The organism is Streptomyces sp., from assembly GCF_035645055.1.
GTDB lineage: Bacteria > Actinomycetota > Actinomycetes > Streptomycetales > Streptomycetaceae > Streptomyces.
This window is the reverse complement of the sequence record NZ_DASQNH010000034.1, coordinates 77,431-90,370: the sequence shown is the minus strand read 5'-3', so window position 1 is coordinate 90,370 and position 12,940 is coordinate 77,431. Positions and strand designations below refer to the sequence as shown.

The following is a 12,940-nucleotide window of genomic DNA, read 5'->3' as shown; positions in this document are numbered from 1 at the left end:
TGGAGCGGGTGACGAGAATCGAACTCGCGCTCTCAGCTTGGGAAGCTGATGTTCTACCATTAAACTACACCCGCGTAAGACGCCGACCGAGGTCGGTGTCGCGACGCGCGCCCACTGTACCAAACCGCAGGCCCCCGGTGTTCGAGCCGAGGGGCCTGAGTTCGTTTCGGCGGGGTAGAGGCGGCTGCGGGGGCCGGGAGTTGGGGCGTACGGTGGAGGCGTCGCTGAGGGGTCCGGCGGGACCGGGGTGCCGCCTGGAGGGCCGTCCCTTTGATCCCGTAGTGTGGCTTTTGTCGTCAGGCGAGCAGCAGCCTGACGCGGCTCTTGGGGAAGGGACTCAAGCGACTTGATGGAGCGCACCGTCGTCCGCTGTGCCGAAGGGCACGTGTTCACCACCGCCTCGTTCCCGATGCAGCAGGCCGAGCGCCTCGGCCCTGGCCGGCTCGTCCGCTGTCCGCGCTGTGCGCGGCTGCGGAGCGTCGTGCCGGTGGTGCTGGAGAAGCACTAGCCGCCGCCGGCGGCCGGTGACCGGGGAGACAGCAGCCGGTAGCCGGGCGTGAGCGGGCAGAGGCATACGGGTACGTCATGGGCGCGTGGAGCCGTCGCGATTACGGGGGCTCCGCGCGCCTTGCGTATCCTCGGGGCGTGCTTCTCTCAGACAAGGACATCCGGGCCGAGATCGACGCCGGGCGGGTACGGATCGATCCCTACGACGAATCCATGGTGCAGCCGTCGAGCATCGACGTGCGGCTGGACCGCTTCTTCCGGGTGTTCGAGAACCACCGGTACCCGCACATCGACCCCTCCGTCGAGCAGGCGGATCTGACCCGGCTCGTGGAGCCGGAGGGGGACGAGCCGTTCATCCTGCACCCCGGTGAGTTCGTGCTGGCCAGCACGTACGAGGTCATCACGCTGCCCGACGACCTCGCCTCGCGGCTGGAGGGGAAGAGTTCGCTGGGGCGGCTGGGGCTGGTCACCCACTCCACCGCCGGGTTCATCGATCCGGGGTTCTCCGGGCATGTGACGCTCGAGCTGTCGAACCTCGCCACCCTGCCGATCAAGCTGTGGCCCGGCATGAAGATCGGCCAGCTGTGCATGTTCCGGCTCAGCTCGCCGGCCGAGCATCCGTACGGCAGCGAGCGGTACGGCTCCAGGTATCAGGGGCAGCGCGGTCCGACCGCGTCCCGCTCCTTCCTCAACTTCCACAGGACGCAGGTGTGAGCAGCGTGAGCGACGTACGGGAGAATCTGACCTACGAGCGGTTCGGCACGGCCATCCGCGAGCTCGCGCAGACCATCGCCGACGACGGGTACGAGCCGGACATCGTGCTCAGCATCGCCCGCGGTGGCGTCTTCGTCGCGGGCGGGCTCGCCTACGCGCTGGACTGCAAGAATCTTCATCTGGTCAACGTCGAGTTCTACACCGGTGTCGGTACGACGCTCGAGATGCCGGTCATGCTCGCCCCCGTGCCCAACGCGATCGACTTCACCGACAAGAAGGTGCTGATCGCCGACGACGTCGCCGACACCGGCAAGACGCTGAAGCTGGTGCACGACTTCTGCCTGGAGCACGTCGCCGAGGTGCGCTCCGCGGTGATCTACGAGAAGTCGCACTCGCTGGTGAAGTGCGAGTACGTGTGGAAGCGCACCGACGAGTGGATCAACTTCCCGTGGAGTGTGTTGCCTCCAGTACATAAGTCGGGTGAGGCGCCGAAGGAGAACAAGGAAGCCCTCTGACCTGCAGCGAGCCGCCCGCTGAACGCTCAGACGATCGATCTTGGAAACCGTCGTGGCGCGAGCCACCGTGGGTTCAAATCCCACACCCACCGCACAGGCGAACGGCCCCTGACCAGGAGCATCGGTCGGGGGCCTCGCCACGGGCGGTGCCTGCTAGTGACCGTGGTCCCCCGTGAGTTCCCGGTCTATCGGGCACGGATGGGGCACGGGCTTCAGTCGCCCTGGAACCACAGATAGCTGCCTGGAATGCCGGCGCACTGCTCCAGCAACCTTGCAAGGTCGTCCAAGGCGGCTAGCTGACGCTCATCGGTGCACCGCTGCCGTAGATCGGGGATCTCGCCGAGAGCAACGGCAGCGTCCTGCTCGTTCATCAGAGCATCCCCGTACGGATCCACGGTGGTCAGCCGTCCAGGCACACCGAGCAGCCGGAGCGACCCGATCGCATCGGCCAACGCGTCCCCATGCCCGTACGAACTCTGCAGCAGCGTCACTCGGGACTTGCGCCAGTTACGGGTTGGCCGTGCTGAGTGCAGCTCCACGTCTATCCCCACGGGCTCATGATGCCTGCTACAGAGGCTCAGCATCTGATCCATAGCTCTATGTGGGTCGGTCTGTGACGGTCATACCGGCCGCTACATGGCTCTAGACGGACGCGGTGGCTCGCTGCTGGTTGCTGTGGTTGCGGTACTTCGCTGCTGTACCGCTGACTGCGACGAGCATGGCCCCCCTCTCGCACGGCCCGGGGATGGCCTGGCGGCACTCACGGGGGGCAGGGCCCGGTCTTGGGGAAACCCTGGTCAGAACGGCCCTGCCCAGCGACTACCGCTACGGCTTCGGCAACCTGCCGTGAGGCATACAACCTGGGGCCGACGCCGACCGGCCGTGATCGTGTTCAAACGGCTGGGGACACTCGGTTCGACGCGACCGACACACTCTCATCGAGCCTCCTATTCCTGGGCATGTGATTACTTAACCTTACTCGTCCTCCGGGTAGTCGTAATCGTAATCCCAGTAAGGTGAGTCTCGCTGATGCTTTTTTCTCATGGCTACAGCCTTTGCTAGTCGCTGACGGACTGCTTGACGAGATATTCCACAGCTACGCCCAATCTCTGCCTGGGATACCTTAAATTCACAGGCATAATAAGTCGCGGTAAGAATGTTGGTTTCCAGCCCTGCGGAGAAGTCGGCCAGCGTAGCGAGTAGCGCCAGGTGCTCCGCACTTGTCGCCGGGCCGGACGTGCTGTGAGGTGGTCCTGGGAGTCGCTCCATAGCCTTCTCCCACGCGATGCCGTACAGGTACAGGGTGATGGGGTCGTCCGTCGGTAGAGGCATGGTGACAAGCGTAGTTGTCACACGACGGGGGCTGCTGTGTCTGAGGACAGGCGCAGCGACACTCCTGACCTGCTGTGCTTGGGTCGCCGTTGACACCTGATGGCAGTTGTCGCATAGTGGGGGGCAGCCCCGGCATGCCCGGAGGCTGAAGACGGAGAGTTGACTCTCCGTCTTTTTTGTTGCCCGAACCCAAAGTTCGGGCTTTTTTGTTGCCATTTTTCCCCAGCGGGACTGGCGACTCAACGGGCTCGGTCGGCGACTGGTCGGCCGGGCCGTTTCTCACCCCAGGAGACCCAGGTGCAAATCCTTGGTGAACTGGCGTCATTGGGATCTCTTCCCGGAGTGGCATGGGTGCTGCGATGCATTATTCGCGACATCCTCGACCACAGGAGTAAGCGGGCAGACCGAGAGCTGAAGCAGCAGATGCTTCAGCGGATCCCTGACGACCAGGTGGCCTCAGTATTCCGTGAGCTTGGCGCCGAACCGGGCGCTACGCAGGAATAGCCAACACGGCCATTTGAAACCAACGATTTCCTGGGTGAGGGTGGTGTAGCTTGGAGTGCAGTCTTGAAACTGCAAGGGAGGGGCGTATGAACGAGCGAAGCGTGACGCTAGCCGTCCACCATGAGTCGCTGCTGGAGGCCCTGGTCGAAGCCGAGGAGATCCCGGCAGGGCGGTTGTTCGGCTTGCCGGAGCTGCCCGACGACGATGTTTGGGTTGATACTGCTGGAGCCGCTGCACTTGCACGGGTGAGCCCGAAAACGATCACTAGCTGGTTGGCGCGTAAGGGGCCAAAGAGACGACCGTTCCCGTCACCACACCGAATCTTGTACCGCCTGTATTGGAGGCGCAGCGAGATCGAGGGGTGGCTTGGAAACAAAGGTGCAAGTACTCATGCCTCGGAGTGAGATAGCGAGAACTCGCCGCTCCGCCTTACCCACCACTCACCCCAGCTCCCATCCCGTCCGCCGTCGACCCACACACCGTGGAGCGGGCGTGGTTCAGGGCGTCCAGGTGGAGCGCGCCACTGTACGAACGACCTGGACGCCCTGGGCCGCGTCTGCTCGGCTCTGCCTGGGTCGACGGTGGACGGGATGGGAGCTCCCCGCGCAGCCCCAACGGACCCGCAGTCGGCGACGGCGCCCCCTCCATCCCGGTGCCGGCCGATCCCCCGCCGGAGGCATCGTCTTTGACTGCGGGCCGCTCTATGCGGTGATCGACTCATGGCCTCTGGCCCTATCCACATGTGGGCGCGCGTCGGCGCAGCGCGGGCGGAGCGGGCCGAAGGCAGGAGCGGCGCCCGGAGCGGAGCCGGGAAGCGCGCCCGGCGGAGCGGAGCGCAGCCGGGGCTTGATGAGGTAGAGAAACCTGTAACAGCTCATGGCCGATACGGCTCTTGGCTCTGCTGATGCCTCCGTGGTGGTCTGGCAGGAAAAGGCACGCGCGAGGGGGGCAGGGTGCAGCCGTTACCGGATGACTTGGCACGGAACCGGCCGGGCGACGCGGTGCGCCGCAAGATCCGGGAGTTGCAGCCGAACCCGGTGCTGAGGCTAATTGACCGGCGGCGCACCGGTTCGGACATCCATAGTTGGGCGGACGGTCTAACTGGAGAGCGCCTTACTGGGCGGCAGTTGGACAAGCTCCGCGGCCGTGGCTGGTTCACTCTCCATGCGATTCAGTGGGCGAGCGGCGCGGACATCGATCACCTCGCCATCGGCCCCGCCGGCGTCTTCTCCATCAATTCCAAGCGGCACCGAGGGAAGACTGTCTGGTACGGCGACACCGCCGTCACAGTGAACGGCTCCCCAACCCGCCACATCGCCGTCAGCCAGTCCGAAGCGCGGCGCATCTCGCGGGCCCTGTCCACACGCTGTGGATTCGACGTTCCCGTCCGCCCTGTGATCTCCGTGGTGCACGCGGCGAAGCTCACGGTCAAGGGCGCGAACCCACCGGTGCTCGTCCTGGAGGTTGAACACCTCGGTCGAGTCCTGTCAGGGCTGTCGCCGACGCTCTCGCCTGATCAGGTCGCGCACATTTTCGGCGCGGCGCGGGATGCCCGGACTTGGGTCGGTTGATCAGTCCTCAACCGCGTGGCGCAGCACGTGTGCGATGGCGCGCATGTCCTCGGTTACGGCTTCGGCCCCGGCCTCGGTCAGCGCCTCCCGCTTGTGGGGCTTGTTGGCATAACCGATGGCTGTTCCTCCCGCCGCATGCGCGGCCGGGATGTCCGTCACGGAGTCGCCGATCAGCACACAGGCGGTTGGCGCCACGTCGACTGCTTCGGCGGCGCGAAGCAGCGCGCACGGGTTTGGCTTCATGAGGTCCGGTCGGTGGGGGACGCGCCCGACCACAGCGTCCACGAGATAGGACAGCCCGTGGAGATCGAAGAAGCTATGGACGCAGTCTGTAGAGTTGTTCGTGACCACTGTGATCGGTCGGCCGGACCGCCTGACCGCGTCCATGGCCTCCACCCCGCCCTCGATTGGATCACCGGCGACCTGCACGGCCTCGATCTCCGCCGCGATCAAGGCTTCCTCGACCCTGCGGCTCAGCGATTGATCCAAGTCGTGGATGAGGCGCAGAACCTCTAGCGGATCGGAAACGCCGGTCAGCTTGGCTCGAAGCTCCGGATCGTGTTCCGCGGCGAGTCGGGAGAGATCCCTGGCGACTTGCGGTGCAGGCAGACCCGCGAACACGTCGCACAGCGGTCTCCGTCGCACCGGCGGCTGCGCCGACCCAATCCACCTGCAAGGCTCCGTCGTCGTCCGCGACAAAGAGACCCGGCACGTCCTGCACCGCTACTCCACCGACACCGAGCCTGGCGGACGGCTCCGTATCGCGTGCGGCAACCGCCGCGCCTCGCGCTGCCCGGCATGCGCCTGGACCTACGCGGGCGACACCTACCACCTCATCCGCGCCGGCCTCATCGGCGACCCCGCCAAGGGCACCCCGGACACGATCCGCGATCACCCCCGCGTCTTCGCCACCCTCACGGCCCCCTCCTTCGGCCCCGTCCACAACCGCCCCGGCAACCGGCCCTGCGCCTGCGGCACCCGCCACCCGGAAGACGCCCCCGAACTCGGCACCCCCCTCGACCCGGACACCTACGACTACGCGGGTGCCGTGCTGTGGAACAACCACGCTTCCGACCTGTGGCGCTACTTCACGATCTACCTCCGCCGCGAGATAGCCCGCCGCGCCGGGCTCACCCAGAAGACCGCCCACGAACAGTCCCGCGTCTCCTTCGGCAAGGTCGCCGAATACCAAAAGCGCGGCGCCGTCCACTTCCACGCCGTGATCCGCTTCGACGGCCCCGACGGACCAGACAGCCCGCCCCCGGCCTGGGCCAACCTCGACCTGCTCACCGACGCCATCCACGCCGCAGCAGCCCGCGTCCAGGTCGACGTTCCCGCCTCCGGCGACCAGCCCGCCCGCACCCTGCGCTGGGGCACCCAGCTCGACATCCGCCCGATCCGCGCCTTCGGCGACGGCGCAGAGATCACCGAACAGGCCGTCGCCTCCTACGTCGCCAAGTACGCCACCAAGGCCGCCGAGACCACCGGCACCGTCGACCGCCGCATCGGCAACAAAGAGGCCCTGGCCCTCCTCGGCGTCCCCGACCACCCGGCCCGGCTCATCGCCGCCTGCCTCGACCTCCACCCGCTCTACCCCGACCGCAAGCTCCGCGACTGGGCCCACATGCTCGGCTTCCGCGGCCACTTCTCCACCAAGTCCCGCCGCTACTCCACCACCCTCGGCGCCCTCCGCCAGGTCCGCGCCGACTACCGCGCCGCCCAGCAACGCGCCGCCCTCGGCCTGCCCGACCCCCACGACGAGGAAGCAACCACCCTGACCCTCGCCCACTGGACGTACGCCGGCCACGGCCACACCCCCGGCGAGTCCTGGCTCGCCGCCAACATCCGCCGCGACATCCACCAAAGCCGCGAACTCGCCCGCGAGGAACTGGCAGGAGGTGTGCTCGATGAGCACGAACGTTAAGCAGCGGCAGTCCCGTAAGGACGCGACGGAGCAGAAGGTCATGACGACGGAGGAGTGGATCCAGATGCATCTCCGTCGGGCTCCCGAGCGGGACGAGGAATGGGTTCGCCGGGCGCTCGTGCTGCAGGGACGGGCCTGATCGTCAATGCCAGACGGGCTCGATCAAGCTCGGGTCGAACTTGCGGCGCCCCCGGCCTGCCGGGTGGATGATCACTGCCGACAGACTGTGCAACACGATCTCCTGTTGCCGCTCGATCGGTAGCCCGAAGAACTCATCAACCGTCAGGTTCGCTGTCTCGCCCTTGGCCTCCGCCTGCTTCTGTTCCTTGTAGAACCGGGCACGTTCCAGCTTCAGCTCGTCGCGCAACCGTTCCTTGGTCGGCAAGAGCTGCAAGAGAGTGGCTACCGTGATCTGCTTCGTCCGCTCGGCCTCGACCAGTTGGGCGATGTCCTCGTTCACCTGCTCCAACTCGTCCTCTTTCGGCCACCGTTGGTCAACAGGTACACCCGTCACCGACGCTCGCGCGCGCTGCTCCTCCAACACGAGTTGAGCTATCAGCCGGTCGACGGGCTCACCGGTACGGCCGACCTTGCCGCAGCCACCGTTCACCACAGAGCACCGATAGGTGAATCTGGCGGCCTTCGATCCCGGCTTCCAGCGCTGGTTGATTTGGCCTCGGATCTTGGTCTTACACAGCCCGCAGCGGGCGATTCCCGACAGTAGGTACTTGCGGGCGAGCGACCTTCCGGGGTGCTTCTGTTTCCGCTCGGCGATCGCTGCGCACACCGCCTCCCATTCTTCGAGCGTGTTGATCGGCTCCCACTCGCCCATGACGGGCTGGCCGTCCTCGCCGTACAGGATTTCCCCGCGGTAGGTCCGGTAGCCGACCAACCTGGGATTGGTCAGGATGTGCTCGACGTGGTGGTGGGCCATGCGCTTGGTGCCCTCGCGTGGGTTGCCCAAGCCCTGCTCCTGCCACCTCGTGCGGATGGTGCCGATGCGGACGCCAGCCAGGATCTCGCGCTGTGCCTCGCGAATCGCCTTGACCGCTTCCGGGTCGGTCTTGGTCCGGTCGTCCTTCCGCCATCCGTACGGCGCCGGCCCTCCGCTGTCCTTGCCCTGTTGGGCCAGCTCCAAGTGCTTGCGCTTGATGCGGCGGGATGAGTCGTGCGACGACTTGTTGGCGAAGGCGACCATGACGCGCGCCATAGTGCGGCCGTCGGAGGATCCGATGTTGACGTCGTTGGTGACGGTGGCGAACTCCAGCCGCGGGCGCTCGTCGTAGATCTCGATGAGGCGTTCAAGGTCTCTTGGCTGCCGGGCGAGCCGGTCGAGGTCGTAGGCCACGATGCCGTCGATGAGGCCGGCGCGGAGGTCCTTCAGCATCAGCTCGAACTCGTTGCGCACGACGTTGCGCTTGAACGCCGACACGTCGTTGTCCTCGTAGACCTTCACGGCCTGCCACGACCGCAGGTCCGCCAGACGCTCGCAGTCCTGCTGCTGCCGGGCGACACCGAGGGCATCGCCTTCGTCGTCCCGCGAGATGCGGGTGTAGATCCCCACCCTGCGTGCCAAGATCGGGCCTCCCCTGCCATTCGAGCAGGGGGCAGACTACTACGGTCATAGAGTCAAGTCAGCCTGGTCCGTCGAGCCGCCCGTGGTGAAGCGGGCCGGGCAGGTTCTCGACGCCTGAGTCGATCGACGACCGGAGGCCCTAGGCGTCGGCCGATGCCGTCGCCAGGACCGAGCCGGAGCCGTCGCGGACGTTCGCGTCCGCGTGGCGCACCGGGCTCTGGATGGTCCAGGTGTGCTCCCAGGAATCGCCCGGGGTGAGTGCGTCGATCGGGCGGATGAACTCGAAGTGGGTGTCGTCCGCGGTGTCCACCGCGAGGACGACCGAGACGGCGTCGTCCGTGGTCACGGAGTCGGACGCGTCCACGTTCCGGATCCGGGCGGTGACGGCGTTGCCCGTCATCTCCAGGAAGGCTTGCAGGTCTGAGCCGGCCATTTTCCTACTCCCGCCTACTCCGGTCGCATCCCCCCTGCGGCCCCTCTTCCAGGGTGCATGAGAAGGGCCCCCGGCGCAGCGCCGGGGGTCCTTGTCCGCGTCCGCCCGCGGGACGTCAGAACGTGCCCAGCTTCACGATCGACAGCAGGGCTATCAGCTGGATCGCCGACGCGCCCAGGGCCTTCGGCCAGGGCAGGTCGTGGGACCGGGAGACCATCAGGGTGAGCAGGGCGCCGCACGCGACCCAGGTGGCCCAGCCGAGGATCTGGACGAAGGGGGCGTCGCCGCCGAGGAACATCGCGACGACCAGGCGGGGCGCGTCCGTGAGGGACATGATCAGCATGGAGAGGCCGACCGTCGGCTGCCAGGCGCCGTCACCGCCGAGCTGGCGGGCCAGGGTGTGGGTGACCACGCCCAGGACGAAGGCGCTCAGCACCAGGGCGACCGCGGTGGTCAGGACGATCGGTACGGCGTTGGAGAGGGTGGCGTTGATCGCGTCCTCGCGGGCGCCGTCGAAGCCGAAGACGGCGAGCAGGCCGTAGAGGAACGTGACGACGAGGGCGGGGACCCACATCGTGTAGTCCCGCATCTGGAGGAAGGTCTGGTTGGGGGCGAGGACGATGCCCCGCAGCAGGTCCTTCCAGTGCAGCCGCGGGCCGATCGGCGCGGCCGGGGCCACGGCGCCCGCCTGGTAGGTCCCGCCCTGCTGGTACGGGTCCTCGCCGATGGAGAACGCCTGGGTGTGGCCGGGGTTGTTGGCCGCGTACGGGTCCGGGGTGCCGGGGTGCGGGTAGGAGGAGCCGTCGTCGCCGAAGTACTCCGGCTCACCGCCGCCGTGACCCCCGTGACCCCCGTGCCCCCCGGGACCTCCATGGCCGCCGTAGCCGCCGTGGCCTCCGCCCGAGGGCGGCCACGGGCCGCCGCCGCTCCCGCCGTAGCCCTGCTGCCCCGGGTACGGGTGCGGCTGCGGCGCGGGGGGATGGCCGTACGACGGACCCTGCGGGGCCTGCTGTCCGTACGGGGGGTGTTGCGGTCGCGTGTGCGGGGCGCGGTCGTTCCGGCCGCCGCGTCCGATCCTGAATCCAGCCACGTCATCGAACGTACCTGGTCCCGGAGAGTGGCGTGCGGGGGCCGGGGCTCCGGGCCCGGCTTTGCGGCCGGACTGTGACATCCCTTACGGAGGCCGGGGCCGTATCCCCTAGGGGAGACCCGCGGCGGTCCTGCGCCGGTCCTGCGCCGGTCCTGCGCCGGTCCTAAGAGGGCAGAAACCCGGACGTCGAGAAGGTGACCGCCGGCTCCCGGGCGAGCAGCCCGGTCCCCGCCCCGGGGTACACGGCCACGGTGTCCTCCGTCTCCCCCCGGTGGGTCCGTACGGCGAGATCGTCCCGCCCGTCCCCGTCGAAGTCGCCGGCCGCGAGGACCCGGGTGGTGCCGTCGGCGGGCGGTGCGACGGTCACCGGACCGGCCGCCGAGAGGCCTTCCGTACGGCCGTGGAAGACCCGAAGTGACGAGCCGCCGCTGATGAGTTCGCTGAGGCCGTCGCCGTCGAAGTCGGCGGTGTCGAGCAGGGTGCCGGGGGAGGGGAGGGTGGCGCGGGTGGGGGCCGGGAGGTCGTAGCGCAGGGCCGTCCCGCCCGGCGTTCCCACCGCCGCGTCCAGTGCCTCGCCCATGCCGAAGCGGCCGAGCGCGACATCGACGCCGGAGGGCAGGGTGACGCCGGTGCGGGCCGGGCCGGCCGGGCCGCCGAGCACCACGGCCGAGGGGCCTTCGCTCTCCGCGGCGCGGACCACCAGGTCGTCGGCGCCGTCCCCGTCGATGTCGGCGGCCGGGCCGACGGGGACGTTGCCGGGCGCGGCGAGCGGGGCACCAGCGCTCTTCGGGGCACCCTTACGGGTGAAGGGGCCGCGCAGATAGCTGAGTTGCTGCTCGGAGGCGTGCACGACCAGGTCACGCGCCCCGTCGCCGTCGAAGTCGCCGCACACCGGCTGGTCCGGCCAGTCCTTGCCGGCCCGGGCGCGGGCCGGGATCACCAGCTTCACGGCGCGGCCGGTCAGACCCTCCGGGGAGCCGAAGAGCAGCTGGAGGGGGACCGGGGGCTGCCCCTGTCCGTCGTACGGCGGGTCCGTCGAGACGACGAGGTCGGTGAACCCGTCGCCGTCGAGGTCGCAGGCCGCCTCGGCGTCGAAGACGGCGGGCAGTTGCCCGGCCGTACGGGCGCCCTGCCGGGCCGGGCTGATCAGCTGCCGGGAGCCGGGGCTGAGGCCGCGCGGGCCGCCGCCGTAGACGATGCCGATGCCCGCGTCGTCGGCGTGACTCTGCTGTTTCACCAGGTCGTTGAGGACGAGGTCGCGGTGGCCGTCGCCGTTGAAGTCGTCGGGGACGTCACTGCCCTTGCCGCGGGGGACGGGCAGGAGGGGCGGGGCCTCGGCGGCCTTCCGCACGGGTGTCCCGCCCGCGCCGTCCGGTTCCGCCGGGGCGGGCCCGCAGGCGGTGAGGAGCAGGACGCCGGTCACCAGAGCCCCGGCACCTCGCAGGCGCATCGCTTCACCTCGCACACCTCTTCGACAACGACTGGGTAATGATGCACGCGTTCGAGGGGTGGGGACAGCCCGGGAGGCGACTCCGTGTGCCCTTGACCGGAATGCGCGGCTACGGCGGTACCACGACGCGGTTCGGCGGGGGATACGGTGCGAAAGTCGCCCTGCGCGCCCCGCGAGCCGCTCTAGTCTTGCCGTCATGGACGACGACGACCGGCGCGTACTCGACCTGCTCCATGCCCTGGACCGTCTCCCCGGGCCCGAGCATCTCGAATTCCCCGACGGGTTCGACCTCAACCGGGCCCGGATGCGCGCCATTCAGCTCAGGAAACGGCTGAACGACGAGTTCGGCGACGGGAAACACGAGACCCCCTGCCGCCTGGACGACAGAATCCAGGACGCGTCCTACTACTTCGGCGTGCGCATCCCGCCCCGCGCCACGGAGGCCGACGAGTGGATCTGCCTCCGCCTCAGCAACTACGGCGACCTCGTGGTCATCACCACCCCCCGCCCGGAGAGCCACCGGGACCTGGACGCGGCGGTCGCGGCCGGCGCCCTGTCCGTACGGGACCGCGAGCGGGTGGAGACGGTGCTGTCCGAGATGGAGTACCAGATCGTGCCGCTGCCGCTGCTCCAGCGCGAGTACGACGGGGTGACCTGGCTCGCTGAGGCCGAGACCGGCGACGGGTCTCCGGTGACGTGGTGGACGAGGTTCTTCGAGTACCTGTAGGGGGAGGCCACCCGTCAGGGTGTTGCCGTGCGCCCCTGCTCGCTCGTACGCCGGCCACTCGCTCACCGGCGGCAGGCCGGGCAGCCTCGGGCACCACTGCGGCGCGATGATGGGCGGGCTGCTCGGCGCGGCCGCCGCGGCGGTCCTGGGCGTGGCCGTCCTCGGCGACCTGCCGGCCGCCTCGTGGTGCGGACTCGCCGTACCGGGCCTGGGCCTGGCACTGCCCACCCGCCGGGGGGCGTCCGGCAGGATGGACCCATGAGCGTAGTGAAGATCAACGTGCTGACCGTTCCCGCCGAGCAGCGGGAGGTACTGGAGAAGCGGTTCGCGTCCCGCGCGCACGCGGTCGAGTCCTCCGACGGTTTCGAGTGGTTCGAACTCCTCCGCCCGGTCGAGGGCACCGACACCTACCTGGTGTACACCCGGTGGCGGGACGAGGAGTCCTTCCAGGCGTGGATGGAGGGCCCGATGAAGGCGGCGCACCAGGGCGGCGGCGAGACCGCGGGCGAGCGCCCGAAGCCGGCCGCCTCCGGGTCGACGCTGTGGTCGTTCGAGGTGGTGCAGCAGGCGGGGCCGAAGGGGGAGTAGCCGGGACCA

Annotated in this window: 16 protein-coding genes and 1 tRNA gene; 9 read left to right on the top strand and 8 right to left on the bottom strand. The window is 68.6% G+C overall.

Features of this window, described 5'->3' with window-relative positions:
* A tRNA-Gly gene (locus VE614_RS11695) sits at positions 1-74 on the bottom strand.
* 275 nt (positions 75-349) lie between these two features.
* On the opposite strand from VE614_RS11695, the gene VE614_RS11690 reads away from it, so the two are divergent.
* From VE614_RS11690 to VE614_RS11680, 3 genes are all read left to right on the top strand, one after another.
* Positions 350-508, top strand: coding sequence for a hypothetical protein (locus VE614_RS11690; protein ID WP_173883099.1), 159 nt, complete (start codon positions 350-352; stop codon positions 506-508).
* 137 nt (positions 509-645) lie between these two features.
* Positions 646-1,221 (top strand): dCTP deaminase, encoded by a 576-nt coding sequence (gene dcd / locus VE614_RS11685; protein ID WP_043502688.1) that lies wholly within the window; start codon positions 646-648, stop codon positions 1,219-1,221.
* 5 nt (positions 1,222-1,226) lie between these two features.
* Complete coding sequence (locus VE614_RS11680) at positions 1,227-1,736, top strand: phosphoribosyltransferase (RefSeq protein WP_043506750.1); 510 nt, start codon at positions 1,227-1,229, stop codon at positions 1,734-1,736.
* 212 nt (positions 1,737-1,948) lie between these two features.
* Here VE614_RS11680 and VE614_RS11675 read toward each other — a convergent pair whose 3' ends face one another.
* On the bottom strand, positions 1,949-2,287 hold the full coding sequence (locus VE614_RS11675; protein ID WP_324935469.1) for a hypothetical protein: 339 nt from the start codon (positions 2,285-2,287) through the stop codon (positions 1,949-1,951).
* Positions 2,288-2,711: 424 nt separating this feature from the next.
* On the bottom strand, positions 2,712-3,005 hold the full coding sequence (locus VE614_RS33740) for a sigma factor-like helix-turn-helix DNA-binding protein (protein ID WP_414719560.1): 294 nt from the start codon (positions 3,003-3,005) through the stop codon (positions 2,712-2,714).
* A gap of 1,520 nt (positions 3,006-4,525) precedes the next feature.
* On the opposite strand from VE614_RS33740, the gene VE614_RS11670 reads away from it, so the two are divergent.
* Positions 4,526-5,143, top strand: a complete 618-nt coding sequence (locus VE614_RS11670) for a nuclease-related domain-containing protein (protein ID WP_324935467.1) — start codon at positions 4,526-4,528, stop codon at positions 5,141-5,143.
* Here VE614_RS11670 and VE614_RS11665 read toward each other — a convergent pair whose 3' ends face one another.
* On the bottom strand, positions 5,144-5,764 hold the full coding sequence (locus VE614_RS11665; protein ID WP_324935465.1) for an HAD family phosphatase: 621 nt from the start codon (positions 5,762-5,764) through the stop codon (positions 5,144-5,146).
* Here VE614_RS11665 and repSA point away from each other — a divergent pair.
* Both repSA and VE614_RS11655 read left to right on the top strand, forming a co-directional pair.
* Positions 5,730-7,067, top strand: a complete 1,338-nt coding sequence (repSA, locus tag VE614_RS11660; RefSeq protein ID WP_324935483.1) for a replication initiator protein RepSA — start codon at positions 5,730-5,732, stop codon at positions 7,065-7,067. The two genes, VE614_RS11665 and repSA, sit on opposite strands and share 35 nt — an antisense overlap.
* The gene (locus VE614_RS11655; protein ID WP_324935463.1) at positions 7,051-7,206 is read left to right on the top strand and encodes a hypothetical protein; all 156 of its coding nucleotides are present in this window, start codon (positions 7,051-7,053) and stop codon (positions 7,204-7,206) included. The genes repSA and VE614_RS11655 overlap by 17 nt, the downstream gene beginning before the upstream one ends.
* A 3-nt stretch (positions 7,207-7,209) precedes the next feature.
* Here VE614_RS11655 and VE614_RS11650 read toward each other — a convergent pair whose 3' ends face one another.
* The 4 genes from VE614_RS11650 to VE614_RS11635 form a co-directional block, all read right to left on the bottom strand.
* Positions 7,210-8,643 carry a recombinase family protein gene (locus VE614_RS11650; RefSeq protein ID WP_324935462.1) on the bottom strand — a complete coding sequence of 478 codons (1,434 nt, stop codon included), beginning with the start codon at positions 8,641-8,643 and terminating at the stop codon, positions 7,210-7,212.
* A 139-nt stretch (positions 8,644-8,782) separates the two neighbouring features.
* Positions 8,783-9,076: a hypothetical protein gene (locus VE614_RS11645; RefSeq protein WP_324935460.1), complete on the bottom strand. Its 294-nt coding sequence runs from the start codon at positions 9,074-9,076 to the stop codon at positions 8,783-8,785.
* Between the two features lie 115 nt (positions 9,077-9,191).
* Entirely contained in the window at positions 9,192-10,247 is a 1,056-nt protein-coding gene (locus tag VE614_RS11640) for a Yip1 family protein (protein ID WP_324935458.1), read from the bottom strand.
* 82 nt (positions 10,248-10,329) lie between these two features.
* Positions 10,330-11,616, bottom strand: a complete 1,287-nt coding sequence (locus VE614_RS11635) for a VCBS repeat-containing protein (RefSeq protein WP_324935456.1) — start codon at positions 11,614-11,616, stop codon at positions 10,330-10,332.
* Positions 11,617-11,812: 196 nt separating this feature from the next.
* On the opposite strand from VE614_RS11635, the gene VE614_RS11630 reads away from it, so the two are divergent.
* The 3 genes from VE614_RS11630 to VE614_RS11620 are packed head-to-tail and all read left to right on the top strand — an operon-like array spanning position 11,813 to position 12,931.
* Complete coding sequence (locus tag VE614_RS11630) at positions 11,813-12,343, top strand: hypothetical protein (protein WP_324935454.1); 531 nt, start codon at positions 11,813-11,815, stop codon at positions 12,341-12,343.
* A gap of 22 nt (positions 12,344-12,365) precedes the next feature.
* Complete coding sequence (locus tag VE614_RS11625) at positions 12,366-12,605, top strand: hypothetical protein (protein WP_324935452.1); 240 nt, start codon at positions 12,366-12,368, stop codon at positions 12,603-12,605.
* Entirely contained in the window at positions 12,602-12,931 is a 330-nt protein-coding gene (locus tag VE614_RS11620; RefSeq protein ID WP_324935450.1) for an antibiotic biosynthesis monooxygenase, read from the top strand. The genes VE614_RS11625 and VE614_RS11620 overlap by 4 nt, the downstream gene beginning before the upstream one ends.
* Positions 12,932-12,940: the final 9 nt, after the last annotated feature.

Bases quoted from the DNA above. Each gene is read 5' to 3' on its own strand.
- VE614_RS11690 (WP_173883099.1), top strand. From the start codon at position 350: ATGGAGCGCACCGTCGTCCGCTGTGCCGAAGGGCACGTGTTCACCACC.
- VE614_RS11630 (WP_324935454.1), top strand. From the start codon at position 11,813: ATGGACGACGACGACCGGCGCGTACTCGACCTGCTCCATGCCCTGGAC.
- VE614_RS11640 (WP_324935458.1), bottom strand. From the start codon at position 10,247: ATGTCACAGTCCGGCCGCAAAGCCGGGCCCGGAGCCCCGGCCCCCGCA.
- VE614_RS11655 (WP_324935463.1), top strand. From the start codon at position 7,051: ATGAGCACGAACGTTAAGCAGCGGCAGTCCCGTAAGGACGCGACGGAG.
- VE614_RS11645 (WP_324935460.1), bottom strand. From the start codon at position 9,076: ATGGCCGGCTCAGACCTGCAAGCCTTCCTGGAGATGACGGGCAACGCC.
- VE614_RS33740 (WP_414719560.1), bottom strand. From the start codon at position 3,005: ATGGAGCGACTCCCAGGACCACCTCACAGCACGTCCGGCCCGGCGACA.
- VE614_RS11620 (WP_324935450.1), top strand. From the start codon at position 12,602: ATGAGCGTAGTGAAGATCAACGTGCTGACCGTTCCCGCCGAGCAGCGG.
- VE614_RS11635 (WP_324935456.1), bottom strand. From the start codon at position 11,616: ATGCGCCTGCGAGGTGCCGGGGCTCTGGTGACCGGCGTCCTGCTCCTC.